The 25,240-nt window shown below is 49.7% G+C and carries 21 protein-coding genes; 4 read left to right on the top strand and 17 right to left on the bottom strand.

What is annotated here, in order from left to right:
* Window positions 1-10: 10 nt before the first annotated feature.
* A complete protein-coding gene (locus tag QXU03_06385; protein ID MEM2171360.1) occupies window positions 11-1,510 on the top strand; it encodes a hypothetical protein in 1,500 nt (499 codons plus the stop codon).
* Between the two features lie 5 nt (window positions 1,511-1,515).
* Complete coding sequence (locus QXU03_06390) at window positions 1,516-2,196, top strand: ATP-binding cassette domain-containing protein (GenBank protein ID MEM2171361.1); 681 nt, start codon at window positions 1,516-1,518, stop codon at window positions 2,194-2,196.
* A 636-nt stretch (window positions 2,197-2,832) separates the two neighbouring features.
* Here QXU03_06390 and QXU03_06395 read toward each other — a convergent pair.
* Window positions 2,833-4,413, bottom strand: a complete 1,581-nt coding sequence (locus tag QXU03_06395) for a glycogen/starch/alpha-glucan phosphorylase (GenBank protein ID MEM2171362.1) — start codon at window positions 4,411-4,413, stop codon at window positions 2,833-2,835.
* A gap of 99 nt (window positions 4,414-4,512) precedes the next feature.
* Here QXU03_06395 and QXU03_06400 point away from each other — a divergent pair, with 99 nt between their 5' ends.
* The gene (locus tag QXU03_06400; GenBank protein ID MEM2171363.1) at window positions 4,513-5,016 is read left to right on the top strand and encodes a winged helix-turn-helix domain-containing protein; all 504 of its coding nucleotides are present in this window, start codon (window positions 4,513-4,515) and stop codon (window positions 5,014-5,016) included.
* Between the two features lie 33 nt (window positions 5,017-5,049).
* Here the strand turns inward: QXU03_06400 and QXU03_06405 are convergent, their stop codons facing one another.
* Window positions 5,050-6,615 carry a hypothetical protein gene (locus tag QXU03_06405; protein MEM2171364.1) on the bottom strand — a complete coding sequence of 522 codons (1,566 nt, stop codon included), beginning with the start codon at window positions 6,613-6,615 and terminating at the stop codon, window positions 5,050-5,052.
* 29 nt (window positions 6,616-6,644) lie between these two features.
* On the opposite strand from QXU03_06405, the gene QXU03_06410 reads away from it, so the two are divergent.
* A complete protein-coding gene (locus QXU03_06410) occupies window positions 6,645-7,316 on the top strand; it encodes a class II aldolase/adducin family protein (protein MEM2171365.1) in 672 nt (223 codons plus the stop codon).
* A gap of 150 nt (window positions 7,317-7,466) precedes the next feature.
* Here the strand turns inward: QXU03_06410 and QXU03_06415 are convergent, their stop codons facing one another.
* From QXU03_06415 to QXU03_06485, 15 genes are all read right to left on the bottom strand, one after another.
* On the bottom strand, window positions 7,467-9,008 hold the full coding sequence (locus QXU03_06415) for a glycoside hydrolase family 57 protein (GenBank protein ID MEM2171366.1): 1,542 nt from the start codon (window positions 9,006-9,008) through the stop codon (window positions 7,467-7,469).
* Window positions 9,009-9,118: 110 nt separating this feature from the next.
* Window positions 9,119-10,696: a glycogen/starch synthase gene (locus QXU03_06420; GenBank protein ID MEM2171367.1), complete on the bottom strand. Its 1,578-nt coding sequence runs from the start codon at window positions 10,694-10,696 to the stop codon at window positions 9,119-9,121.
* A 190-nt stretch (window positions 10,697-10,886) separates the two neighbouring features.
* Window positions 10,887-12,047, bottom strand: coding sequence for an Ldh family oxidoreductase (locus tag QXU03_06425; protein MEM2171368.1), 1,161 nt, complete (start codon window positions 12,045-12,047; stop codon window positions 10,887-10,889).
* Between the two features lie 31 nt (window positions 12,048-12,078).
* A complete protein-coding gene (locus tag QXU03_06430) occupies window positions 12,079-13,005 on the bottom strand; it encodes a glycyl-radical enzyme activating protein (GenBank protein MEM2171369.1) in 927 nt (308 codons plus the stop codon).
* A gap of 17 nt (window positions 13,006-13,022) precedes the next feature.
* On the bottom strand, window positions 13,023-15,503 hold the full coding sequence (locus QXU03_06435) for a glycyl radical protein (protein ID MEM2171370.1): 2,481 nt from the start codon (window positions 15,501-15,503) through the stop codon (window positions 13,023-13,025).
* A 269-nt stretch (window positions 15,504-15,772) separates the two neighbouring features.
* Window positions 15,773-16,465: an aspartate/glutamate racemase family protein gene (locus QXU03_06440; GenBank protein MEM2171371.1), complete on the bottom strand. Its 693-nt coding sequence runs from the start codon at window positions 16,463-16,465 to the stop codon at window positions 15,773-15,775.
* 69 nt (window positions 16,466-16,534) lie between these two features.
* Window positions 16,535-17,485 (bottom strand): ABC transporter ATP-binding protein, encoded by a 951-nt coding sequence (locus QXU03_06445; protein ID MEM2171372.1) that lies wholly within the window; start codon window positions 17,483-17,485, stop codon window positions 16,535-16,537.
* Window positions 17,473-18,447, bottom strand: a complete 975-nt coding sequence (locus QXU03_06450; protein ID MEM2171373.1) for an ABC transporter ATP-binding protein — start codon at window positions 18,445-18,447, stop codon at window positions 17,473-17,475. Before QXU03_06450 ends, QXU03_06445 begins: the two co-directional genes overlap by 13 nt.
* Window positions 18,448-18,449: 2 nt before the next feature.
* Window positions 18,450-19,328 carry an ABC transporter permease gene (locus QXU03_06455; protein MEM2171374.1) on the bottom strand — a complete coding sequence of 293 codons (879 nt, stop codon included), beginning with the start codon at window positions 19,326-19,328 and terminating at the stop codon, window positions 18,450-18,452.
* A complete protein-coding gene (locus QXU03_06460; protein MEM2171375.1) occupies window positions 19,325-20,347 on the bottom strand; it encodes an ABC transporter permease in 1,023 nt (340 codons plus the stop codon). The genes QXU03_06455 and QXU03_06460 overlap by 4 nt, the downstream gene beginning before the upstream one ends.
* A 13-nt stretch (window positions 20,348-20,360) precedes the next feature.
* The gene (locus QXU03_06465) at window positions 20,361-22,004 is read right to left on the bottom strand and encodes an ABC transporter substrate-binding protein (protein ID MEM2171376.1); all 1,644 of its coding nucleotides are present in this window, start codon (window positions 22,002-22,004) and stop codon (window positions 20,361-20,363) included.
* 168 nt (window positions 22,005-22,172) lie between these two features.
* The gene (locus QXU03_06470) at window positions 22,173-22,844 is read right to left on the bottom strand and encodes an aspartate/glutamate racemase family protein (protein ID MEM2171377.1); all 672 of its coding nucleotides are present in this window, start codon (window positions 22,842-22,844) and stop codon (window positions 22,173-22,175) included.
* A 2-nt stretch (window positions 22,845-22,846) separates the two neighbouring features.
* A complete protein-coding gene (locus QXU03_06475; protein MEM2171378.1) occupies window positions 22,847-23,953 on the bottom strand; it encodes a DUF917 domain-containing protein in 1,107 nt (368 codons plus the stop codon).
* Window positions 23,954-24,027: 74 nt separating this feature from the next.
* Window positions 24,028-24,528, bottom strand: a complete 501-nt coding sequence (locus QXU03_06480; GenBank protein ID MEM2171379.1) for a hypothetical protein — start codon at window positions 24,526-24,528, stop codon at window positions 24,028-24,030.
* A 426-nt stretch (window positions 24,529-24,954) separates the two neighbouring features.
* Window positions 24,955-25,143 carry a hypothetical protein gene (locus tag QXU03_06485; GenBank protein MEM2171380.1) on the bottom strand — a complete coding sequence of 63 codons (189 nt, stop codon included), beginning with the start codon at window positions 25,141-25,143 and terminating at the stop codon, window positions 24,955-24,957.
* Window positions 25,144-25,240 lie beyond the last annotated feature (97 nt).

Below are 25,240 nucleotides of genomic sequence, written 5' to 3' on the forward strand. Positions count from 1 at the left end.
ACGCGCATATATGGCGCTACTCATCATACTGCACGCTGCAATTGTAAGACTCATCCCTGTACTTGTCACGGGTATGCCCTTCTCCAACGATGTATGGCCGCTAATCAGGATCGCACAGGCGCTCAACAATGGTACGAGCATAGGCGCGCTTTATGGAGACCCGGTTTACGGGCATCACGCTCAGTGGCCTTTCTCAGTGCTCATGGCAATGCTATACTCCAACGTAGCAGGTATAAGTCCACTATTTTACTACCAGTATGTTGGAACATGTCTTGTAGGTTTAGTGCTGGCGTTGCTAGCATACGTACTTGGTAACCGCTTATTCGGCGAGCACGCCGAACCGGCCCTATTCGCTCTAGCTCTATCAGCGTACCCGTCTTTTGTACTGTACACTTCCGCGTTTTTGAAGGAGGTATACGCCCACCTAATAGCGCTGGCTTTCCTTATTTGGGTGCTTACTTCCAGTAGATGGGGTGCTTACTTCCTAGCACCAGTATTCACGGTATCACTCGTACTTGGACACCCACTTCCTTCCATTATCCTTGCTCTCGTGCTTGCGCTACATTACGTTGATGAAAGGGTCCAGGCATTTAGGGGCCGTAAAGCACCTGAACGGGTTTCGTGGAGGTTGGCGGCATTGGCCCTGGTTTTACTGGTGGCAACGATAGCATATAATGCGGTGGTCGTGAAGGAATGGCCGATCCTACTTAATTCCGTAGACGCCATGCTACTAATTACATACGCTGTAACGGTGTACGCCGCTTACGTACTACTTGGTGATGGAGGGTCGAGCTGCCTGTTTGGAGCACTTGCAACAGCGGCAATCGTGATTACCGTGAGGGCCATTACCAGCCCCCTATCGTATAGCTTATTGCTGTACGTGGCACCACCTCTAACAGTATTCCTTGCGAGCACCATTAAGAGCGTGCGGAGATCTGGAGACAGTAGCCTACGTGCAGTAACCGCTACACCGCTTCTCCTAATTATCTCTACCGGGTTTTTGTACATTACAACGTACTTCACTCAGGTACTAGGACTTCTACATAGGCTACTAAATTACCTTGTTTACGTGACTGCAGTATTGATGGCTGGCATGGCACGTAGAAGTATTGGTAAGACCGCCGCCATCGCGTGCGCGTGTGTAGCTATTACACTGGCATCCGTGTGCACCGCTTCCACGGGGTTAGATCCCCTTCTATTCTACTGGAAGTACAGTAAAGTGGATGGCGAGCTTGAAGTTTATATAGCGAGGTTCCTGGCTGGAGCCGGCATACACGGCGACCCGAAGTACTCCTACTTCATGGCGGGGCTGGTTAATCACATACCACTAAACGCGCTGGTGGACACTTGCAGGTGGCTAGGCCGTTCCCAAGACCTACTATTGCTTTCTTCTAGCGACTTAAAGTACGGTATACCGGTCTCGCCAGTAGATTTTGTTAAAATTGGGGAAAACGTATTTACATGTGGTGATCTCGTGTTCAATGCCGGTGATATATGGCTCTTCGGGTAGTAGCGATGTACTTGCTTAAGCTAGTGGGAGTTTCGAAGGTTGTTGGAGGAGAACTAATACTCAGAGACCTAGACCTCGAAATACCGGGATCTGCCACGGTACTAGTCCGTGGTAGAAGCGGTGTTGGCAAGTCTACGTTAGCGAGAATAGCAGCGCTCTTGTGGAAACCAGACAGTGGTACAGTCCTCTTTAACGGTGTAGATACGTGTACTCTCAGTGAAGCGGAGAGGTCCAAGGTGAGGTTAAGGCACATTGGGTACGTCGACCAGGAGTACGTGTTAATGCCCGAGCTCACGGTGTTGGAGAACGTTGAACTACCCCTTCTATTACTGGGCGTTGAAAAGAAAAAGCGCCGAGAGTTGGCGAAGGATGCGCTTGAGGCCTTAGGGTTAAAAGGCCTTGAACACAGGTACCCTGACGAGCTTAGTGGCGGTCAGAAACAACGTGTCGTGATAGCGAGAGCACTGGTTAAGGGACCAAGGCTACTCGTAGCGGACGAACCGTTCTCGAACCTAGACAATGAAGCGGCTAGAAACGTTTTAGACTACATAAGAAGGCTCTCCAGGTCTATTGGTTTGTCAGCATTGATGACCACCGTGGACCTTTACGGAGATTACCAGGTTGACTACGAGTACGTTCTTGAAAACGGGAGACTGACTGCCGTCAAACGGCTGGAACCACGTTAGGGACAGTGAACTTAAACTACAGCCGGCAAATGCTTATTTTTCTGTAGGTCACCGCAATGACTATTCCAGCAAAGACGGCCAGCGTTAACAGGTAAGCTAGACCCTCCACATGTATATCGGTATGCTCCAGAGGTAGGAGAACGACGGGAAGTTCCAGGAAATAAGCCTTTTACCGGGTGCGCGCATTACGAGGTTCATTCATGTGTAGCTAGCTATGAGCAATAGCACATACAGCCCCACCACGACCGAGACCCACAGAACCGGTGTCCTGCCCTTCTTTCTTACATCTTTACACCCCTTCACTATTTATTCCAGGTAATGCCACCCTCGGGATGAAAACCAGTATTGCTAGGAACCTGACTACGTTTATGAAAATGTACAGATACTGTAGAGTACAGCGGCCACGATGAAGCCCGGTTTAGGCGCGTTCAGCACCTTAGCTGGAAGCACTACGAGGAGCGCGCGAAGATCGGCGTGATACCAGCCCTGTTAACACTTGACGAAAGCGCCCGCTCTCACCGGGACCTATATGGTACTATCCCGGCATATACTTCACTGCATATATATGCAACAAAAGTATATCTACGACAGCGCTCTTAGTAGGCGGTGAATATGTTACGGAGCATACGGGCCAGTTCATACAAGTGGTGTTTTAACGAGGTCTGGGTAGTACTCTTTTAGCACCCTGAACATGCTTACCCTGGGCATGAACGACCTCGTTGCAGATAGTGCTATGCTGTAAAAGGCCTCTGACCCCTCTTTAAACACCTTATATATTTTCAGGAGCTTGGCTTTCAGCTCGTCGTAGTCCCTTTCGTTTATTTCTCTGGCCTTTTCGCAGTGTAGGTCTATTGGTTCACGCAGGTCCTCGCCGAAAAGCCACCCGTTAATGCCATCAACTACAAATTCCAGTACTCCACCGTCTCTAACGGCTAGTGAGGGTACGCCGTTTATTGCTGCCTTCATGTAGCTAGTTCCACAAGCCTCCAGGCCCGAGAAGGGCGTGAATAGGAGCAGGTGCCCCGAGGACAGGAGTACTTTGGCTTTGAGCACGTCGTAGTTGTGGATGAATACGACGTTCGGCATTTCCCTGTGCATTTTCCTAAAGACCCTCATGTACTCTACGCCTGCGAGGTCGTGGGGGTGGGCTTTACCGCCTATGATGAATGCTATTGGCATGTCCTTAAGTTCGCTGGCGAGCTTTGCAATCATCCAGGGCCTCTTGTACTCCGTAATCCTTCTAGCCCACACGACGACGAGCTTGTTTTCTAATGTGATGTCTTTGTAGCTACGTAACAGCTTTTCGAGCTCGTAAACGAGCTTTTCCCTAATACCTATTAGTAGGTCTAGCGTTAATTTGCGCGATTCGAAGGCCCATCTAATATTCGGGGTTGTCCACCTCTCCAGGTTAACACCGTTTGTTACGTAAGCTAGCTTTTCGTTAAAGTGCGGGAATATCCTACGTAAAACATCGTAGTGCTTGGCGGATACTGCAAGTGCTTGTTGAGCCGCCGCAAGACCTATCTCCGTCAGAAGGACTTCCTTCTCAATGAACTTGTAACCCAGCTCTCTCTCAAGCACTTCTCGGGGAAATGATGGATGCCCCCATATACCGGCTGTGTGTATTATAAGCCTGTACTTGCCGGGTATTTTTAGCTGAAGGGGTAACGTGGCTGTGTAGGCTTCTTGAAGGTCTATATACGCCACGCAGTCTAGTTCAAAGCTTCTCTTAATGTACTCTGCGGCAACTTTAGAGAACAGTATGTACTTGTACGCCTTTTCCTCGGCATCGCTTTCAACGTATATCCTGCTCGTGATGTCTGCAACCCGTTCAGGGGACAGAACATTGAAGAAAACTGCCTTGGCGGAGCCGTACTTGTATGTAAGGGCCTCTACTTCCACGTCCTCGCCTCTCAGCTTAACCTTAAACCTATCCTCAACAGATAAGTTCTTGACGAGTTCTTCGGGCTGTTGTTGCGGTTTTGGAACGGGGTTCTCACCATCATCGAAACTCCACTCCACGTAGCCGTACCTGTAAAACAGTGTTAGGGCCACGTACCTTAGCCCTAATCTGCCCGCAGCGTAGAACTTGTCACCTTCTAAAACACCTAAACCGCCCGCGTACGTGTACCCGGCGTCGAGCGCTAAGTCGGGCGTGACGCTAATAGCGTAACGGCTGGTATCAACGTCCACTTTGATCACCACGTTACCAAACATCGGGTAACCTGGCATTTGAATATAAAAGTGGCGCTGCTTAATAGCTTTACCTAAAAGCCATAATTTTAGCTGCATGAGAGTGAGGGTTGGTGATGGTGTGTGCCAGCGTCCCTCTCAAGGCTGATCAGCATACTGAAAAGTGTCGGCATGGAGTTCACCGTTAATGACATCGTCGCGAAGGCAGGGCTCTCGCCTAGTACAGCGAGAAGGTACGTTCGGGAAATGGTTAAGCAGGGCGTGGTCACCGGATTTAACGGTAAATACACCGTAACAGATAAGGGCCTCCTCCTGCTTGAAGGAGAAGCCATTTACAAAAAACGCGTTGAGAGCGCGGTAGCCTACGTATTCACGGACGAGGATGGAGCCCCATTGTATTTAAAAATAGATAGCGTCGAGAAGCTGTACGTTGCTTTAAAGTACGGTTTCGTACCAGACCGCGTAATTGTACACCACTTGACCAGGGGGTTCCTGTTTAGGTGGATCTCAGAGGCAGTGGGTGCGAAGATGCTTGCGCGGAGGATTAGGGACGTAAAGTCCGTCGAAGAGCTGGTCAAAACGCTCGAAGAGTATGCAGGCCTAGCTACCAGGAGCGGTTCTTTCTAGCACGGGTCACAACCCTTTCTAGTAACTCGGAGACTACGGTATGTGCCTATCGAACTCGCTAATCCACAGCGTTATCATCTCCTCGTCCCAGAACTCCGCCCACCAGTAATCGCTGTCAAGCACGTGCCATAGTGCCCATTCAGCCTTCACGGCTTTCTCGTCAAGCCCGTGCTTGAGAATGTACTCCTTGTACCTTGCAATTCTACGCTCTACCATTTCCCAGAACACTTCATGCTCCACCCTCTCTCCTTTCCACTTGGTGTACGATCCCAGCCATGTAGTTGATGGCACGTACCATAACTTCCGTACCGGTGGCGTCGACCTCAACACCTCCTCAGCCGTTGTGAGCTTCGCCAAACCGAGCTTTCCCAGCCTCTTAAGCAACAATAGTACCGTCTCCAGGAACACGGCCGTTGCCGGTGGGTTCTTGGAAAAAGCCATCCAATTCTCGCCGTCAAGGGCTATTGTCAGTACCTTGGCCCTGTTCCTGGCGCACTTGTCAACGAGCTTCGACATGAAGGCGTAAGCACCCTTCACGGCGTGGATGTCACTACAGTAATTGTTCGCAAAGCCCACGTCATTGCTGAGCTCAGTGTCCCTAAATAATACTGTTAAGGTGTTTCCCGAGGAGTCCTGGACTACGTATGGCTCGTAGTGGTCCCCGATGTCCCCTTTTGCACCGTTAAAGTGGTACCTTTCATCTAGGAACGTGTACTCTAAGTTCTGCGATTTCAAGATAGATATGAGGTTCATGGAGAAGGACATCTCCGGCAACCAGATGCCCTTGGGCTTCGAGCCCGTGAACTCTTCCGTTATGTTGTACCCGTACTCCACTTCCCTACGTATTAAGTCTCCTAGGCCTAATACGTCGACTACGTACCCTGCTATCGTGTGCGCATAAATGCTCGTTAAGACCTCTATAACGCCGCTTGAGGCGAGCTCTTGGTAGATATTCATGGTCTCTTTGACCACTTTAGCGAGCTCGGAATGAGGTGATATGATTTCGCCGGTTATGGTCTTGATCCCCGTCTCCACGATGTCTCTCCACTGCCTGATCAGCGAGGGACTTATGTTGTAAACGAGCTTAACACCAAAACCCACTTCCTTGAGTAGGATGGCTTGGTAGTAGTAGGGTCCAAGACCGTAAGGAAACAATATGGGCTCCCACACATATGTAAACGGCCATAAACCCCTGTATACTGAGCGGGGACAGTAATTTGGGGGCTGATGATTATGAAGCACCATTAACACGTTAGTCGGATTTTCGAGAGAGCTTGTATCACGTACATCAATCTTCTGTGCGTCTAGAGTACTGCCGTTAACGGCGAGCCTCGCTGTGCAGTCCTTTTTAGCATCAACGTACAGCTCTACTCCCTGTCTTTCACCTCGCAGCAGCCTAATGACCCGCCTATATACGGTGTTTCCGCAAACATCTAGCTCCACTGCGAAGTCCTTGTCAACACCGTAGTTTCTAACGAAGGCTAATACCCTGACCTCGTTCGCATCAACACTTTCAAACGTGTCCACGACTACGTACCCTTCAAGTGGGCCTAGAAACCTAGGCTCTACGAGGCTCTTACCGCACCTGCCTGTACTCACCGCGTTGTCACCCTCGTTTCCTGGTATAAATGTTGCGCATAGGTATAAATGCCGTTGAGTTCTTAGAGGATACTTTGGGGTTTTACGTGTACGAAGAATTGAAGAGGGATATTGTGAACGCGTTCCACTACATGGAGGAAAGGGGCTGGAACTATGGAAGAGCCGGTAACATAAGTGTTTTCGTTCGCGAAAACGGGCACGTCCTCGTAACTCCTAGTGGTGTTTTAAAAGCCAAGTTGAAGCCCGAAGACATACTGGTACTAGATGTTAAGGGCAATCTATTAGAAGGTCGTGGTAAGCCCACTATAGAGCTCCCCCTCCACTTAGCAATATACGACGCGTACGAATACTTCAACGCCGTAGTACACGCGCACGGCGTGTACTCCACCACCTTATCCATCACTAGAGACCCCTTGCCGCTGCTAATCGAGGAAATGGTTATGTACCTAGGTGGTGAAGTCAGGGTCGCTGAATACGCCCCTTCAGGTACCGAAGAGCTGGCTGAAAAGGTCGTCAAAGCCCTCAATGGTAGGAAAGCCGTCATCTTAGCTAACCACGGAGTGGTTGCGTGTGGAAAAGACCTCGAAGAAGCCGTTGAAGTCCTAGGCCTCGTAGAGAGGCTTTCGCAAATATACATACTAGCTAGGTTACTTGGAAAAGTACACCTGTTATCGACCTCAGAAACGAAGCCCACTCCTTAAGATCCAGCCGTCTCAGTGGATGGCTGTTCATCGGCTTTCATGTTCTTTCCGGGATGCGTTAAGTCCTCAATGTCCCTTGCTGGAGAAGTGCGCGGGGCTCGTTGCCGTGGACTCCATGTACTCGCATGATCTAGGTACGCAGCGCAGAGTTCAAGGAAACAGGTATTTCTCTATTGCTTTGAGTACTAGTAGGCGCTTCTCTTCCGGTGAAGCTTCCACTCTTGCTATTTCATCTAGTTCGCGGTAAAGTCCTTCTAGGAAATACGTGTCTCTAAGCCACCTTTGAATATCACCGTTGTTGAGGTGTTTGACGAAGCAATTAGCTGGGATGATCTTCAGTATGCTGAGGAATTCCTTAATAGACGTAGCTGTGAGGGGGAGAGTGCCGTCCTCAGTACACTTGAAGTGAAACCCTCTTTCGGGCGGTAAGACGAGGTTACGTATTAGCCTAGATGGCTCTCTCCGCGCCCTTTCCGCTACGATGTAAAATAGCACTGCTAGCGATTGTACGTAAAGCGTGTATGCGTCAACCGCGTTTTTATACGGACTAAAGTACTTGTGAACTTCCTCAAAGGAGCCGAACTTCGTGGCCATGTAGTAGAAGTGATCACTTACCGTTAAGAGCCTCCAGAGCCTTAACAAATGAGGGTCTTCGAGGGCATCCACGTACCTCCTCAAGTCCAGTAGCATGTTAAACGCGTTTTTCTGTAGGCTATTACCAAGCCACGGGCTCGTATCCCTTTCATCGGCCCAGCTTATAGTAGACCAGGGAGGCACGTTGTAAACATCTACAGCGGGGTGTTCAAACGCCGCTAGGGATGGAGTGGAGAACTTCAAGTGATTGTATTTAAGTACCTCACCGGGAAGCCATTTAAGGAAGTCGTGGATGCCGGTCTCGGGCCAGTGGTGTTCGCCAAAGGTTTCATAGTCCATCGCTATCAGAATCACATCTCCTGGAGTTGCAGCGAGCCAGGACGCGTACTTGCCGGGGGTAAGGGGGTACTGGTCCCACGCCACGTTGCTGAACCTAAAGCCCACGTCGTCGCTGAGCCTGTAGTTCCTCGTTAGGATCCTGATATCGCAGTGGTACCCCCTGTAAACGAAGTTAGGGTTTCTCCAGCCTAAAACATGGTCAACTCCCTCGGTTAAGATGACCTTGAACCCCGCTGAGTACAGCTCGCAAGCCATGTCGTTGTTATAAATGAACTCCGTGTTTTCGACTGTTACGGGTTCTACGCCGAAAACGCTCTTCAGTAGCTTTACGTGCATGTCCACCTGTTCTCTTAGTTCACGGTAGCCGGGTATGAGCGAGGCCATGCTGTGGTAGTATGTCTGGGCCACCAGCTCGGCACAACCCGTATTCGCTATTTCCTGGAACAGTTCAACGACCCTCGGTACCCAGCGCATGGCTTGTTCAACAAATATGCCTGAAATGCCGAAGGAGACCATGAACTTCCTATCGCTATCCCTGTACTTCTTAATATTCTCGAGGATTATCGATGACGCGGGTATGTAGCACTTGCTCGCTGCCCTCTCCATGACGAGCTTGTTAAGGCCCTGGTCGAACAGCACATCCTCTAGGTCTTTAATCTCTAACGTGCCGCGAATAGCCTTCTCTACGAGCTTTTCGTGCATTCTCCTATCAAGCCTGTAGGGTTGGTGTACCTCGAAAAATAGAACAATGTCCTTCATCTAAATCAGCTTCGCGAGACCTGTTCCCCAGGGAAATATAACTAGCATGTCAGCGTATTAAAAACCGGCGCCGTAGCCGGTGCTTTGATTTGAACACAGCTGTGGATGCGCTATGCATGGGCCCTGTAGTAGGCCATCCGCCTCGCTAACTCGTAACAGGAGAGAATGCTGTTAACGGTGTGTTCAGGCCTAAAGAACGCATCAACGTAGTTTACCGCAACCTTCCTCAGCCTTTCTCCAAACTTAGGCTCCCTCACGGCCATGCTTCTAAGCTCCTCGGTGACGACCTTATCAAGCCCTTTACCCGTTTCGCCGTAGTACATTAAGTAACCCAGGCTCTGGATTGCAGTGGCCAGGTCGAAGGCGTTATTAGGTTGCACTAAGATGCCTACGCCGAGCGGCGTTGTCCTCAAATCGCTTACGTACTCCCTTAACCCACCAACAGCTGAAGCAACAAGCGGTGTTCCAAGGGCTAGCGCCTCTATACCAGCAATTCCGAAAGGCTCATACCTTGAAGGAAGGGCATAAACGTGTGCCACGTAGATGAGTAATTGGTAGAGGGGTGGTGGAGGGCCTTCCACGGCTATAACCGCCCTGCCCTTAACGGAGTCTAGTAGGCTCTTCAAGTAAGCCTCGTAATCATCATTTCCCACCCTTAAACCGAGGATGATTACCTTGATCGAGGGTGGCAGGAACCGTGCCGCGTATAAAAGCGTGTCGAATCCTTTTTGAGGCGTTAGCCTGCCGGAAGCCACCACCAGGACTTCGCCATCCTCGATCTCGAGGTGGCCCCAGACGCTGGAGCTGCGTAACGAGTCTTCTACGACCTTCCATCTAATCCTCTCTCTCCTACTAGAACTGTACTTACTCGTTGCAACCTCTTCGACATCTTTAACGCTCCACGAGGTCGAGTTGTAAGAGTAGCAGCTTTTACCTCTGATCCACTCGCCGTAATCCCTAGCTAACAACTCTACTTCCGACCTGCTTACCGTAGCCACCGCATCGGCTAGCTTCACTATAAAGCACTCTACACTGCCCCAGCAACCGTTCCATAGGCTCCGCGTAGATTCAAAGATGTGCCTTGTAACTGCCCACAGCCTTTGAACGGCGTCTGGGACCCCACACCACTCCTCAGAAGCGTAGTGCCAGGGATACGAAGGCGACCCCCTCAGGTGCACTTGGTAGAGTACGGGTAAGGAGTAGCCCCGCAACTCTGCATCTACTTTAAGCACGACGGCCGCTAAGGCCGAGTGCCAGTCGTTTGCGTGAACCAGGTCGGGATAGCCGTGTTTCTGCGCTAGGCACCGAACGGCCCTAGCTAGTAGGCACGCCTTCTCGTCAACGTGGTTGTAAGGAGGCCAGGTATTTAAAACCATTGACGTCCTGGAGTTCTTGCCCTTAACGAGTACTACTCTAACGCCTCCGATAACTCCCTCTAAGAATGCCAGGTCGTAGGGGTACGTGTTGCCGTCAGCACCATACCTGTTACCACTACACTCGACGTCTAGTTCCCGGAAGTTTGAGGGACGCACGCCGTGAGAAGGCATTATAACCGTTAAATCAAGACCACGCTTGGCGAGCTCACTACTCACTAGTGATACCATTTCCCCTAGGCCGCCGACTTTCGCCACTCCACTAAATTCAAATGTAAGCATCCACACCCTCTCTATGCGTGGCGGAGCGTGCAAGCTTCACTACCCAGGGTACTTTACAGCTCTCGAGAACTATATATAGCTCGGGGGAGGGCGCATTACGCTGATGCAGGCGATGGAAAGCATTGAAGTTTTATGGGGTCTGTACGGGACGGCCGGGAAACGCGAGCGCGGTGACCCTATCGTAGCTTATAATAAAAAGCCTTACCTTCGGGGGCTGGAGGGATCAGGCTGTTTCTTTGAGAACCTTGACATTGAACTCTACTCCTAGGCTTTCTCCTTCTTCCCTTATCTCTTTCAAGATGCCTCTATGCACTGGTATTCCGATCCTCATCCTCGTTTCCATGGTTAACCAGGCTTTTTCCCCGGGTAGCCAGATCTCAGCGCTTTCGGAGATCTTCTTGAGGCTTTTAATGTACTTCCTGTACTCTTCGATCCTATCCAAGAAGAGGTCTAGTGAGGAGATAGCATCTATGTTGACCACGATCATGAAGTGGCCGACGTTCGCGGGCTCTTTACCCGTTGTATGTTTAACATACATGCCGTAGCTGGCACCTGTCAGAACTCCACAAAGAACGTCTACGACTAGAGCTAGCCCAGAGCCCTTATGTCCACCGAGTTCCTCGCCGAGCCCTCCTAATGGGAGTAGCGAGCCCTTCCTAGCCATGACTTCTTTCGGGTCATCTGTAAGCCTGCCTTCAGGTGTCAATGCCCAGCCTAGTGGTATCTTCTTATCCTGCTTGGCATAGAGCTCTATTTTGCCAATCGGAGCTATGCTGGTAGCGGCATCAAACAATATTGGCGGAGGGGTCTTCGTAGGAAATCCCACCGCTATGGGGTTCGTACCCATATTCCTGCCCACGGTGTGCGTATAAGATACCACAGCTTCGGAGTTGGTCATCACGACTCCAACCATGTTCTCCCTGACTGCCTGCAGGGCGTAATAGCCCGCTATACCAAAGTGATGGCTATTTCTAACACCGACTACGGATACTCCTGCACTCCTAGCCTTTTCAATGGCTATCTTCATTGCATTGTACGCGACAACTTGCCCCAAACTGGCACCACCGTCAATCAGTGCGGTTGAGGGGGTCTCCTTTACGGTCATGATCTCGGCTCTGGGCTTAACGGAGCCGTTCTTGATGCCGGTCGTGTACCTCTTGAGTCTCTGAACCCCGTGGCTCTCAATACCCATCAAATCGGCGGTGACAAGGACGTCAGCGACGATCTCGGCGTGCTCACGCGGTACACCTAGGGCACAAAATACCTCCTTAACATACTCTTTTAAAGAGGTCCACTCAACCCGAACGAACTCCTCTGGAGGTATGGGAGGGCTTTTCTCGTAGAGCCTCATGCCGCTACACCCCGATTTCATCTTCCTAGACATCGTTAATTTAACCTTTAATGCCGTGGAGAGGCTAGCCGTATCCTCCTACAGTGACCTTTAAGCCTGTTTTCTCTATTTCCTCCTTGATGAGGTTAAGCCTATCAGTTGATGCTTTTAGTCCCGGTGGCATTTTGTATTCGAGGTCTAGGCGCTCATACTTTTCCCTCACATCGTGGTATGGAAGTAGGTCTACCCTTAAGATAGTCTTCAAGTTTAAAGATGAGAGCAGATCGATCACGCTTTTTAGGTTCTCATCGGTATCCGTTATGGTGGGTATTACTGGTATTCTTATAATGATCGGCTTGCCCGTGGCGTTCGCGTAGAGCAGGTTTGCGAGTATCGGTTTATTGGATACCCCAGTATACTTTACGTGAGCAGCGTCATCTACTAGCTTTATATCGTAGAGTAGTAAGTCAACCAGCTCTAGGACTTCTCTAAAAACGCCTGATGGCGCGTAGCCAGAAGTCTCAATTGCGGTGTGTATCCTCCTAGCTCTGCATGCTTTGAGTAGTTCGGTGAGAAACCCCGCCTGTACTAGTGGTTCCCCACCACTAAAGGTGACACCCCCTCCACTAGCATCATAGAATGGTATATCTTTTTCGATTTCAGCCATTACCTCCTCCACGGTCATTTCCTTCCCTATAAACCTGAGGGCGGTTGTGGGGCAGTTCTCCGTACACGTTCCGCAGAGATTACAGCGGCTTCTATCTATCTTGACCACGTTCCTTTCCTCGTCGTATAGTAGGGCCCTCTGAGGGCAGATCCCTATGCAGGTTTTACACCTAATGCACTTGTAACTTATGTAAATTAAGGAGGGCTCTATCGTTAGGCCCTCGGGGTTCTGGCACCACCAGCATCTAAGAGGACAACCTTTTAGAAAAACAAGCGTTCTTATTCCAGGCCCATCGTAGATCGCGAATCTCTGTATATCAAACACGATTCCCTTAACCGGTTTCACCACGATCGCCGTCGTTACTAGAGCTCCCGGTGCTCTGTCCGGGCAATGATTTCGTCTTGTAAGCCCTTGGGAAGCTTAACGAAGTAGTCGCTGTAACCTGCTACCCTGACCATTAGGTCTTCAAAGTCTTGCGGCTTTCTCTGGGCTTCGCGAAGTAGTTCGGCACTTACAACGTTAAACTGGACGTGGTGGCCCCCGAGCCTAAAGAACGTTCTAATAGCTAAGACCAGCTTCTTGTAGTTCTCTTCATGGTCGAAGAAATCGGGCATTAGCTTAGCGTTTAGTAAGGCTCCGCCGGTTTTATCCCAGTCTACCTTGGCCACTGACTTGAAGACTGCTAGTAAGCCTTTACGATCCATTCCCTGTACGGGGGAAACCCCTTCGGATACTGGAAAGCCTGCTTTCCTGCCATCCGGCGTCGCCCCCGTAACCTTTCCGAAATATACGTGAACCGTTGTGGGTAGCCAATATATGTGGCGCGTTGCTCTTCTAATCGGGGTGGGCGGGTAGCTCTCGACCATTTGAACTAAGGCTTCGTTAAGCCTCACTGCGATGGAGTCTACGTAGTCGTCGTCGTTACCCCAGTGTGGTATCTTGTTAACGATGAATTGCCTTAACCACTCGAAGCCCTCCCAATTCTTGTTCAATGCTTCGAGCACCTGGTCCATGGTGACGATCCTGTGATCGAATACCAGGTATTTTATTGCAACCAGAGAGTCTACGACGGTGCCTAGTCCAGCCATCTGTATGTACTGGGTATTGTACCTAGCGCCGCCCGCGTTATAGTCCTTGGCGTTCTTTACGCAGTCCTCGATCCAAAGCGAGAGGAAAGGTACCGGTAGCTCGTCGGCGTAGATCTTTTCGATGATATCGTTTCCACGCATTTTAATGTCTAGAAAGTGCTTGACTTGCTTCAAGTACGCTTCCCACAGCTCGTCAAAGCTCTTAAAGCTCCTCGGGTCGCCGGTCTCTAACCCTATCTTCTTCCCCGTCCTCGGGTCAACCCCATTATTAAGCGTTATTTCCAGGATCTTGGGTAGGTTGAAGTAGCCTGTAAGTATGTACGCTTCTTTTCCAAACGCCCCTGATTCCACGCAACCACTAGCTCCGGCGAGGCGCGCATCCTTTAAACACTTACCTTGTCTAAGCATTTTTACTACTATTCCATCGTGATTGAAGAATGGAGGCTCGCCGAAACCCCTCGAAGCCATTTTTAGAGCCCTTACGAGAAACTCCTCGGGGGTCTTCTCGGATACCTGTACAGCGAGGTTAGGTTGTAGTGTCGGCATTAGCTCCTCTCTAGCTTCAATTATGAGGTACGAGAGCTCGTTGACGGCGTTCTTGCCGTTCTCGTCCACACCGCCCAGGTTGATCTTGGCGAAGTCGTTATATGTGTAGCTCTCCTCGGCTGTTACGCCCACCTTAGGTGGTGCTGGTTGAGCCTCAAATTTTAGTAAAAAGCACTGAAGCAGCTCCTTAGCTTTCTCTCTAGTCAACTTACCGGTTTCTAGGTCTCTCTTGTAAAATGGATATAGCCACAAGTCTAAACGGCCGGGGCTAAAGGAATCCCAGCCGTTGGCTTCGTAAACTACACCAACATGTATAAACCAGTAATGCTGTAGTGCCTCCCAGAAGGTTTCCGGGGCACGTGCTGGAACCTTCTCGCATATAGCGGCCATCTGCAGTAATTCCTCTTTCCGGGCCGGATCTCCCTCCTCCTCTGCCATTCTCCTTAGCTTGTCGGCGTACCGCTTAGCGTAAACAAGCATCGCATCGGCAACTATCTCCATGGCCTCTAACTCCGCGAGCTTGTTCTCGTATTCAGGGTCCTCTGGATCAAGCATTTCTCTTACTTTCTTTATCTCTTCCTTGACGTCTAGTAGCCCTGTTCTGAATATTCTTTCGCCTCCGCAGGTGTGGCCGGGTGCTCTCTGCTCCATGAACTCTGTGAAGATGCCTGCTTCGTAAGCATCAAGCCACTCTTTGGACATGGATTTAAAGAGCTTTTCCCTGACGGTCTTGTTTTTCCAGAATGGTATTACCTTCTCCTCGTAGATCTTGAAGACCTCCGGATCTACTCTATACGGCATCCTCTCCCTTGAATTGAGTATCTCTAAGTCCTTGAGGGTGTGACAACATATCTCAGGGTATGTAGGGACCTCTTTTACCCACGAACCCCTTATACCCACAATAAGCTGACCCCACTCTACGGGGGTGGAAACCCTTTCCAGTAAGTACTTAAACGCTAAAGCCCTCTTCACGGGGATTGGTTTATTACGGCATTCGGGTTCACGCTCGCATTTTTCATAGAACTCTGTAATGAGCTTGGCCCTTTCCACCGACACCTTTACAGTCGCTTTACGGTATTCTTCGAGAAGCCTGAGAACTCTAAGGCTAGAAGGGCGGGGCCCTTCTCTCCTCCTACTAATCTCCTTTAGAATACCCACCTGGATGCCAGCACCGTGGATTTCAGCGTGTAAAGGTTGCGAGGCACTCAAATAAAACACCTACGCTTCTCCACGACCTAATACTGCTCTAACCTACCTTAATATATATGTGTATTACACATTATAGCATTGTACTATTAGTTCTTGCCACGTCGTGAAGGGGCTCGGGAAGGCCGTAGGATCCTTCAGCACTTGAAGGGGCTTTTGAATAGATACTTGCCGGCTAGGTTGCTTAAATGTATTGAAACCGCTGAAAAGTGGTGGGGGAAAGAACTCTTGGTGAGGATGCTATTATACGGGTATACGTATGGTGGGGAATGCTACGTGAGGGGTGATTTCACCTTACGGTGCTTTAGTTTCAGCTTTATAATAGCTTCCGCTATTTTTAGCGTTGTAATTGTTGGATCTATTACTGGTATGCCCGTGGTCTCGCTTAGTTCATCTGCTAGTCCTATGAGCCCTCCGCAACCTAGTACTGCGACGTCTGCACCGTAATCTCTTATAGCCTTCTTGATTTCCCCTACTAGTAGGGCTTTCACTCTTTCAATTTCCTTTCTCAGGTCCAGTATCGGAACGTCTATTCCTGAGATGTAGACTATGCGTCTCTCAACGCCTAGTTGGGAGGCTCTGCGCCTGTATATAGTAGACCATTCTCTCCCCGTCGAGATCACCGCTATGTTGTAGCCTAAGAGCATGGCTGTCATTAACGATGTCTCTCCTATGCCGAGAACCGGTATGCTGGAAACCTCTCGCGAAGCCTCTAGTCCAGGGTCGTCAAAGCAGTTTATGACAACTCCCTTAAAGCCCTCCTCACTCGCTTTTAGTACTTCCCTAACGACAAGTGGTGCGGCTAGCTCTTTTTCGTACTCAGTCTCTATGAATGGTGGTGCGCTGGGTATGTGCCTTACAGCGACTTCAACATCTGAAGAGAGAACGGTCTTCGCGTACTTTAAAACGAGGTCGTCCCACACATCCACACTAACGGGGTTTATGACGAGCAGCTTCAAAGACATGGAGGCACACTCCCAGACTGCTTTAGCTAAGTACGTGTTAAATACCTTTTACGCGTATTACGCGTAAAGTTACGCGTAAAGCCAGCAAGCTACGAGCCTACCTTGTATGTTAAGCAGCGTAGGTCTCTTTTCAAAACACTTTTCTTCGGCATAAGGACACCTATAAGCTAGCTTGCAGCCACTAACCTCCCTATACACCTCCTCCTCTTTCAAGAGCTTGCCGCTGGCTATGCCTTTGAATGGATCGGGAATAGATGCGGTCAGTGCTTGCGTATATGGGTGTAGAGGTTTACTGAAAACATCGTTTACGGGGCTTATCTCTACTACGTTACCGCGGTACAGTACAGCGACTTTCTTGGCGATGTAGCTCACAATCGCTAGATCGTGTGTTACCAGGAGGTACGTCACATTGAGCTTGCGCCCGAGCTCCTGTAAGAGATTAAGTATCTGCGCTTGTACGGAGACGTCGAGAGCCGACGTAGGCTCGTCGAGAAGCACTAGCTCGGGGTTCACAGCAAGTGCACGCGCTATTGCAACGCGCTGAGCCTGCCCACCACTTAGACTGGCCGGGTACTGGTTTAGAACAGAGTATGGCAGTCCCACTAGTTCTAGTAGTTCGTGAACCCTCTTCTCCACCTCACCTTCTTCGAGCTTCACGTACCTGTTCAAGGGTTCTACGAGGATGTCGTGCACCCGCATTCTAGGGTTGAGTGATTGGAACGGGTTCTGGAAGACTGCTTGAACTTTCCTACGATACCAGCTCTCCTCTACCCGGGTCAGCGAGAAGATGTCCCTGCCTTCGAAGAAAACCTTTCCACGTGTTGGCCTCTGAAGCTTAAGTATAACTCTAAGTATCGTAGACTTGCCTGAACCCGTTTCGCCAACTAGAGCAAGCCCATCACCGCGGCTTACGCTAAGCGATACCCCGTCAACGGCTTTGACATACCCTACAGTCCGCCCAAGCAAGCCCCTCTTAACCGGAAAATACACGTAGAGGTCTTCTATTTTTAGGATTTCCATTGAGACCCCCAGTAGAGGTGGCAATGAACAGTCCTTTCTCCAAGAACAACGCGAGGGGGTTTTTGAGTACTACACTCCCCTCTAGCGCTGTTACACCTGCCGTAAAATGGGCAGCCTTCAAAGACTTCTCGGGGATCTGGCGGGAAACCAGGTATTGGCGTTAATGACCTGCCCATTCTAGGTATTGCCATCAGTAGCCCCCTAGTGTACGGGTGTAGTGGGTTATCTAAAACCTGCCTCGTAGGCCCGTCTTCAAAGATCATCCCGGCATACATTACAACAACCCTGTCGCAGACGTGTGCTGCGACTCCAAAATTGTGAGTAATCATTATCAGTGTTAAACCGTATTCTCGTTTGAGCACCTTAATGAGGTCTAGTATCTCTGCCTGGGTAGTTACATCTAGATTGGTTGTGGGCTCATCAGCTATAAGTACTTTAGGTTTCTTGGCCAGGGCTAGCGCGATGGACGCCCTCTGCAACATTCCACCTGATAGTTCATGAGGATACGAGTTCAGAACTCGCTCGACTTCGATGAGCCTAGCGTTCTTAAGCGCTTCCCTGGAGATCCTGAGCGCTTCCTCGGGTGTCACTTTTAGTACTTCCGAAAGCACGTCTACGAATTGCTGCTTTATTGGGAATAAGGGGCTAAAAGACGTAGCGGGGTCTTGAAAGACCATTCCGATGTCTCTTCTTACCCTGGCTAGTACATCTAGACTACTGCTTCTCAATATATCAACACTATCGTAAATTATAGAGCCTCGCTCAACTACGGCATTTTGGGGGAGGATCATTGCTATTGTCTGCGCCAGGGTGGATTTACCAGAACCCGACTCCCCGACAATGCATATGGACTCCCCATGATTAATGTCTAGATCCACGTCTCTGAGGGCTTTAATCACGCCCCCGAATGTGTAGTAGTTGACTACGAGGCCGCGTATTGATATAATAGTAGTGCCGCTCACAGCTACTTCACCTTCCTCCTAACCATGAGGTTTCTGACCCTCGGATCTAGGTATTCCTTAAACGCGTCACCCAGCAAGTTAAACCCAAGTACGACTACTAGTATGGCCAAGCCGGGGAAGAAGGAAATCCACCATGCCATGTTAATGTACTGCCACCCCTCACTAACCAGGAGACCCCACTCCGGTGTAGGTGGCGGAACACCCACGCCGAGGAAGCTTAGCGCGGATGCTTCCAATATGGCTGACCCGATGTCAAGTGTTGCTTGCGTTATTAAAGGTGTAGCTATGTTAGGGAGTATGTGTTTAAACATTATTGTTATGGGGTTTAATCCCATTATTCTGGCGGAGTCCACGTACGCCAACGACTTCACGGATGTTGTTTGAATGTAGATGAGCCTAGTGTACCAGGGCCACCAGGAGAGGGCGAGTGCAATGATGGTGTTCAAAACCCCCCTTCCAAGCACAGATGCAAATGCTATGGCTAGGAGTAGGGGTGGGAATGCTAAAAATATGTCGGCAATCCTCATCAATACTGTCCCGAGCCTGCCGCCAAGGTAGCCTGCTAAGAGGCCTATGGGTATTCCTATGAAGAGTGATAGTGAAACGACGGAGACCCCTATGATCAAAGAAAACCTCGTGCCGAGAACTACCCTGTTGAGTAGGTCCCTTCCAAGGGCGTCGGTTCCCAAGGGGTTTTCCAATGAGGGTTGTTTAAACGCTTTTTCCGGGTTGTACGTTATACCCCACGCATCTTCAGGCCGTCTCACGATATAAGGGGCTAGAATACCCGTGATAACGAACAGCGTGACGATGACGAGGCCCACCAAGTAGATCTTTCTATGCACAGCGAACTCCAAGAAATCTCTTAGCTGCTTGTTCACAGTTTCACCCGTGGATCTATCCAGGCGTGTACCAGGTCTACGACGAGGTTTATAGCGGAGTAGAACAAGGCCACGAACACTATTGAACCAAGTACTGCCGGGTAATCATAGCTTAAAAGCGCCATGCCCGCGTAGTACCCTATGCCCGGCCACACGTACACGAGCTCCACCATGAAGGCACCTATGAGGGTATAGCCGAAGCTGAGGCCTAGTGAAGCTATTACTGGTGAAATCACGCTTCTTAAGACGTACCTGTAGATCAGCGTTCTCCTGTTTATTCCGTTAACCTCTAAGAACCTTACGAAGTTCTCATTCAAGACCTCTACAGCTAGGGACCTCACCATTCGGATAGTGAGGCTTAGCGGGTAAAGTGATACCGTTATTGCCGGTAAAACCAGCCTTTTTAAAGCATCTATAAACACGATCATGTTACCCTGTATTAATGAGTCAAGTAGGTAAAAACCCGTTATGGACCTGAAGCCGGTTACTATTGCGAGGGCGGTATCGACGCGCTTACCGGCCGGTAGCACCTTAAGCCATATTCCAAAAACGAGTTGCAATATTAGCGCTACCCAGAAGATGGGCATAGACGCCCCGATCACAGCAATACTGCGAACCACATCATCTTTTATGCTCCCCAGCCTTAAGGCCGAGTAGAAGCCTAGCGGTATACCGGCGATTACAGCTATCGCAAAGCCTATTATCACCAGCTCTAGGGTTGCCGGTAGCGCTGAGAGTATGTCCTGGAAAACCGGTTGCTTTGTTCTCCACGACACACCCCAGTTACCAGTGAAGAAGTCCCTTAAGTAGTACGCCAGCTGAACATGTATAGGCTTGTCTAGGTGTAACTCCTCCCTAGCTCTTTTAATGGCTTCAAGAGGTGCGTGAGGGCCTGCCCACAGTAGTTCCGGCCTAGCCGGTATAACGCGGGTCAGGATGAAGGTAATAACAAGAACGCCAAGCACGACGAGGACAAGTAAAAAAAGCCTTTTAATAACGTACTCGTATGTTACCGGCATGTAGATTAACCACCTACTCTACAATGAGCATTTGCGCGAACACGACAGTCGGATAACATGGGTTTACAGCGCTTTCGAGGTTTTTAACGCGTGCAACTGACACTCTTATCTCGAGCATATCCCAGAGCGGGACGGCCGGCACGTCCACGTACAGCATGTATTGAGCCCTATAGTACAGTTCAAGTGCTTTGTGGGGGTCTGAGCCCTCAACCGCGTACGCTTGCATTATTATTTCGTCGAATGTAGAGTTCTCGTAGTAGCAGAGGTTAAATGCTTTGCTCTCGCTGTGGAACATGTTGTACAGGTACGTTATTGGCGAGAGAACATCAGGCCACCAGTAGAATATGAATAAGTCCTGTACTTCTTCGGGGGCCTCCCAGCCCTTTTGCGCTAGTGCCCATTGCTCTTCCCATGACATTGGCCTGATCTCCACGTTTATACCAATTTTAGCTAGTGATGCCTTTATGATCTCGGACGTCTTGGCCTCGTAAACGTCCCCGGCCGTATACACTAGTGTAAATGTTCTCGGTATGCCAGTAGGGTATCCCGCTTCTGCCAGTAGCCTCTTAGCCAGTTCTAGGTCATAAGTGTACGTCAAGTTGTCGAAGTGACCCCACAGGCCGTAGGGTATCGGCCCGCTTGCAACTCTGGCTAGGCCTCCGCGCGCCAGTCTAACTATGTCTTCATACGGTATTGCATGGGCTATTGCCATACGCACGCGTACATCGTTTAGTGGAGGCTTCTTAGTGTTTATCAGCATTAACAGGTTCTGGAAACTCGGTTTACGCACAACTACGAAGTTGGGGTCCTTTTCGAAGCCTTCAACATCTTCCACGGGAACGTACTCTGCGATGTGTATTTCCCCGGCTCTTAACATCCTGCTCTGAGTTGCAGCGTCTTTGATTATTTTAAGGATGAAGATGTCCGGTGCCTTGTCAAGCGATGATCTCCACGGATAGTCGGGTTCTCTCCAACCCCACCAGTCATTCCACTTTTCGAGTACGACCTCGAACTCCGGGTCCCATTTCGTTAACTTGTAGGGTCCGCTACCACAGTCGTTGCCTTTATTAAACCAGTCTGCTACCTTGGGGTCGGCGGGATCCGTTGCGTTGGCGTATTTTACCACGTTGGGGCAGAAGATGTAAGCTGCGTACGGTGATGCTGCGACTTTAAGTAATGGTGCCGGGTACTTGAGGTGGAACTTGACGGTATACTCGTCTACAACCTCAATTCTCTCAACGGGGTCCCATATGTATGCTGCACCCCCTCCAAGCGTTATTGTCCTATTTATGCTAAACGCCACAGCTTCCGCGTTAACTGGCGAGCCGTCATGGAATTTAGCGTTCCTTCTGATGTAAAATGTCCACTCCGTGCTTTCAGGATTACTCTCCCACCTCTCAGCTAGCGCCGGTATGAACTGGTCTTTAAACGGGTCATACCATACAAGTGTTTCGTATACTAGTGGAAGCCACATTACCGAGTTAGAGAACTCCGTACTAGGCTCTGCACTCGTCATTTCGGAAAGTGAGGCATACACGATAACTTTTTTAGGCACAGCGGGGGGCTGCTGCCAGAACAGGAATGCAATGACCGACGTTGCCGCGACGATCACAATTACAACAATGGTCACTACAAGCCATTTAGATATAGCCTTCACAGGTCTGCACCGTAAGAAAGTTATTTTCATTTGGGCTTTTAAGTGTGCTATCAAGTATGTGGGAAGCCCGGTAATTCGAGCCAATTACGCGTAACAAAGTCTTCCTTAAGGGCCGGAAAAGGAACACGGTAATGCGTATTAAAAACGAGTAGTATTGAAGCCTTATAATCAATCTTTAAGGAGCAGTCTTAGTAAGCTCACCATTAGGAGTGCGCTAGCTTTAACCGGGTCTACTACGGGCATTTTTACCAGGTTCTGCAGCTCTTCCGCAATTCCACCGAAACCCGTACACCCTAACACTATAGTTACCTTCTCCCCACTTCTCTTAGACGTCACGGATTTTGCCGCGTTAAATAGTAGGCTGAGTGTCCTCTCCCTATCCCTGTCGATGTCCATTACGCCGAAGGGGACACCAACTATGTCTGCCACGATTTTTTCGAAGCCTAGCTTTACCACTCTTTCCCACATGAGGTTTAATGTCTCCTCTTCGGCACCCACTGTTATTATGTATATGGGGTGTCCATAGAGCTTAGCAAGCGTTAAGGAAGCCTCGCCTGCGCCAATAACTACGCTTTTTGTCTCATACCTTAATTCTTCTACACCGGGGTCTAAGAAACAGTTTACTATTGTACCATCATATCCACTAAATAGCTCTCTACCTCTCTCTACGACTAGGGCAGCTGCTTCCCTGTACGCTTCAGCGGTCTCAACCGTTGTGGGCCCTCTTGGAAGGGAGACAACATCTACGTGCACGTCTGAGGGGAGAAACCTCTTATACAGTGCTCTATCTGATTCATTCCATGTTGAGTGTCCTACGGGATTTATGACCAAGACCCTCATGCTCACACAATGCCGTGTTGTTTAATGAGTTCTTCTACGGGGACGTAGTCGTAGTCAAAACCAAAGTGTTTCGGCCCGAATAGTTCGAGGCCCCGTTGAGTTCTCCACACGGCCGGCGCCTTAGCAGCCACTCCGTTAACCACCATTCCCTCTTTGAGCTCCGTGTTTGTTACTGGTGTACCATCATCAGCTACCAGCATGAAGAGGTCTGGTGGCATTACGAGCGGCTTCTCGTCAAGCCACACCATTATGTGCTCGTTCATGATCCAGCTTTTGAGAGTTCTACCCTCATACCTATATAAGCCTTTTACGACTGCTTCGCCTTTCAAGAAGCCGCCTTCATCGCGCCACCTGTAGCTTTCAACGATACCTCTAAATACAACCCACCCTTCGAGAACTCTCGCCATCTTCCTTACCGGATCCCTTCTCCTGGCTCTAGCTCTTAGTACCGCGCTTCCAAGTCTAAGGCACTTAGAAAGAGTGCCTCTCACAACCGCCTTTTCAGCATCACCCTTTTTCATCGGTGTATCAACTACTGCTACAAATTTACCGCTCAAAACCGATAAATACCTCGCTATTGCTTCATAGTCATCTATGTCTGCATACTCCTTTACAACCACGACATTGCCCGTTTCAGACACCACCACTGAGGGATACATGGGTATGTTGAATATGTGAACAGTACACTGGTGTAATTCTGGTGCAGCCCTGCCAAGTAGGTCTCCATCTATGGCAGGTATTCCAAGCCTAGCCGCTATGCTTAAAGCCACTGGGGTATTAGCACCTCCGAGCTCGCTTGCAATGACAGCACCGATCCTAGTCTCTAGCTCCTTTTCCATGGTTTCAAATGCCCTACCAATGGCATCGGCTATTTTGATTCCCTTCTTGGGCTTCAAGCCGGGAGCTATCGATCCAACGTAGTACGGAACGACTATCAAGCTGTTCTCCGGTAGCTCTTCGAGAGTTATGACGTCAATCTTCTTACCCTCTTCGAGAACGCCTTTCAGCATTGAGAGGCCCTCGCGCGGATCACCACCTCCACCCGTGCCCAAAATAGTTGCTCCAAGGACAAGTTTCTCAGCATCGTCAATGCTGGTTATGGACCACACTAAACCCACCTCGATAAAAATTAATGGTTATAATTAAAAAATATTTTTTACCGAAGGCGTAGAACTCTGCGTTTCTAAGCTGTTTTCTCCTTTCCTACCCTCACGTCGCACTTCTCAGCGCACCTACTTAAAATGAGCTCGTAAACGCTGGCCAGCTTTCTGAATTCATTTAGAGCCTTGGACAGATCTTCGATGTCGAGATAACCTGGTTCTGTACCCTCTAAGCCCGTTTCCGGGTTTTCGGGGAATGCGCTTTCCCTCCCTTCACCACTAAAGGCGCGTTTCACGACGATCGTCACCAAGACCGTTGCGGCAATCACCTGCAATCCCGCGAGCAGTGCGTTACTAGGCTGTGCTAGCCCCAGGAGACCCGTTAACAACGGTGTAGCCGCGAATAGCATTGCTGAATATGTTCCCTCCAATTTTGCTTTTTCGGTAACGGTGCTCCGTGTTAGCTCTTCTAACAGCTGCTCTATGTTAGCTATGATTTTCAAGGTCTGCAGGTACTTGTCGGCTACGCTTCTACAAAGCTCGCAACTGTCTATTTCCACGCACATTAAGGACTTACATCCCATACCGCACAGCCCGTTATTAGCATCGCGGCGTTTAGGCATTTTAGGAGGAGGGGTCAATATTACTGGTATTACGGAGGCTAGGCGTTCTCGTGGTTGATGACATTATGTAGGATGTAGGCGCTGTGCACTAGGGAAAGTGGAGTGACTGGTTTGACGGGGGTGCGTAAAACAACGGGGAAACTACTGGTTAGCATTTTGGCTCGAGGTTCCTTCTACCTGCTTAACAGCCTTTACCAACATTCCTTCTCGGGCTCTTCGCCGACCTGGAGGAGCCTTTGATGGATGATTTAACTTCATTTTAGTCTTTAGTACGTTTTCTCAATGGTCCACTACCGCTTCCATTCATAGGCGTTTCCAGGACAACGCGATACAGTACCTTGCACCGCTCTTCGCTATAGTAGTTGCCACTCTCTACTCTTTCAATTATTACATTACTAAGAGCATATTCTGCGAGTTACCTTTACGTCCGCAGAGCCTGGTAGACTCGACTACGGTGTCCCATGAAATGGTGCCCGTTAATGTCTTAATCCTCGAAAACCCCCCATACATTGCCAGAATATAGTGGTAGGGGTTGAGGCCCGCGCAATATAGGTCAAGGACGTAGTCGGACGACATTGCGAGCTCCCTACGACCTTTACGATGGTCCTTGTACTAGGGGAACCAGCTCCTTCCGGGAAAACGCTGTTCAAGTTAACAAGGTATGCTGGGTTGT

This window comes from Desulfurococcaceae archaeon, from assembly GCA_038845865.1.
Classification (GTDB): Archaea; Thermoproteota; Thermoprotei_A; order Sulfolobales; family Desulfurococcaceae; genus UBA285.

Coding starts and splice junctions, on each gene's coding strand:
- QXU03_06385 (MEM2171360.1), top strand. CDS start 11: ATGGCGCTACTCATCATACTGCACGCTGCAATTGTAAGACTCATCCCT.
- QXU03_06390 (MEM2171361.1), top strand. CDS start 1,516: ATGTACTTGCTTAAGCTAGTGGGAGTTTCGAAGGTTGTTGGAGGAGAA.
- QXU03_06395 (MEM2171362.1), bottom strand. CDS start 4,413: ATGTTTGGTAACGTGGTGATCAAAGTGGACGTTGATACCAGCCGTTAC.
- QXU03_06410 (MEM2171365.1), top strand. CDS start 6,645: ATGTTGCGCATAGGTATAAATGCCGTTGAGTTCTTAGAGGATACTTTG.
- QXU03_06415 (MEM2171366.1), bottom strand. CDS start 9,008: ATGAAGGACATTGTTCTATTTTTCGAGGTACACCAACCCTACAGGCTT.
- QXU03_06425 (MEM2171368.1), bottom strand. CDS start 12,047: ATGTCTAGGAAGATGAAATCGGGGTGTAGCGGCATGAGGCTCTACGAG.
- QXU03_06440 (MEM2171371.1), bottom strand. CDS start 16,465: ATGTCTTTGAAGCTGCTCGTCATAAACCCCGTTAGTGTGGATGTGTGG.
- QXU03_06445 (MEM2171372.1), bottom strand. CDS start 17,485: ATGGAAATCCTAAAAATAGAAGACCTCTACGTGTATTTTCCGGTTAAG.
- QXU03_06460 (MEM2171375.1), bottom strand. CDS start 20,347: ATGCCGGTAACATACGAGTACGTTATTAAAAGGCTTTTTTTACTTGTC.
- QXU03_06470 (MEM2171377.1), bottom strand. CDS start 22,844: ATGAGGGTCTTGGTCATAAATCCCGTAGGACACTCAACATGGAATGAA.
- QXU03_06480 (MEM2171379.1), bottom strand. CDS start 24,528: ATGGGATGTAAGTCCTTAATGTGCGTGGAAATAGACAGTTGCGAGCTT.
- QXU03_06485 (MEM2171380.1), bottom strand. CDS start 25,143: ATGTCGTCCGACTACGTCCTTGACCTATATTGCGCGGGCCTCAACCCC.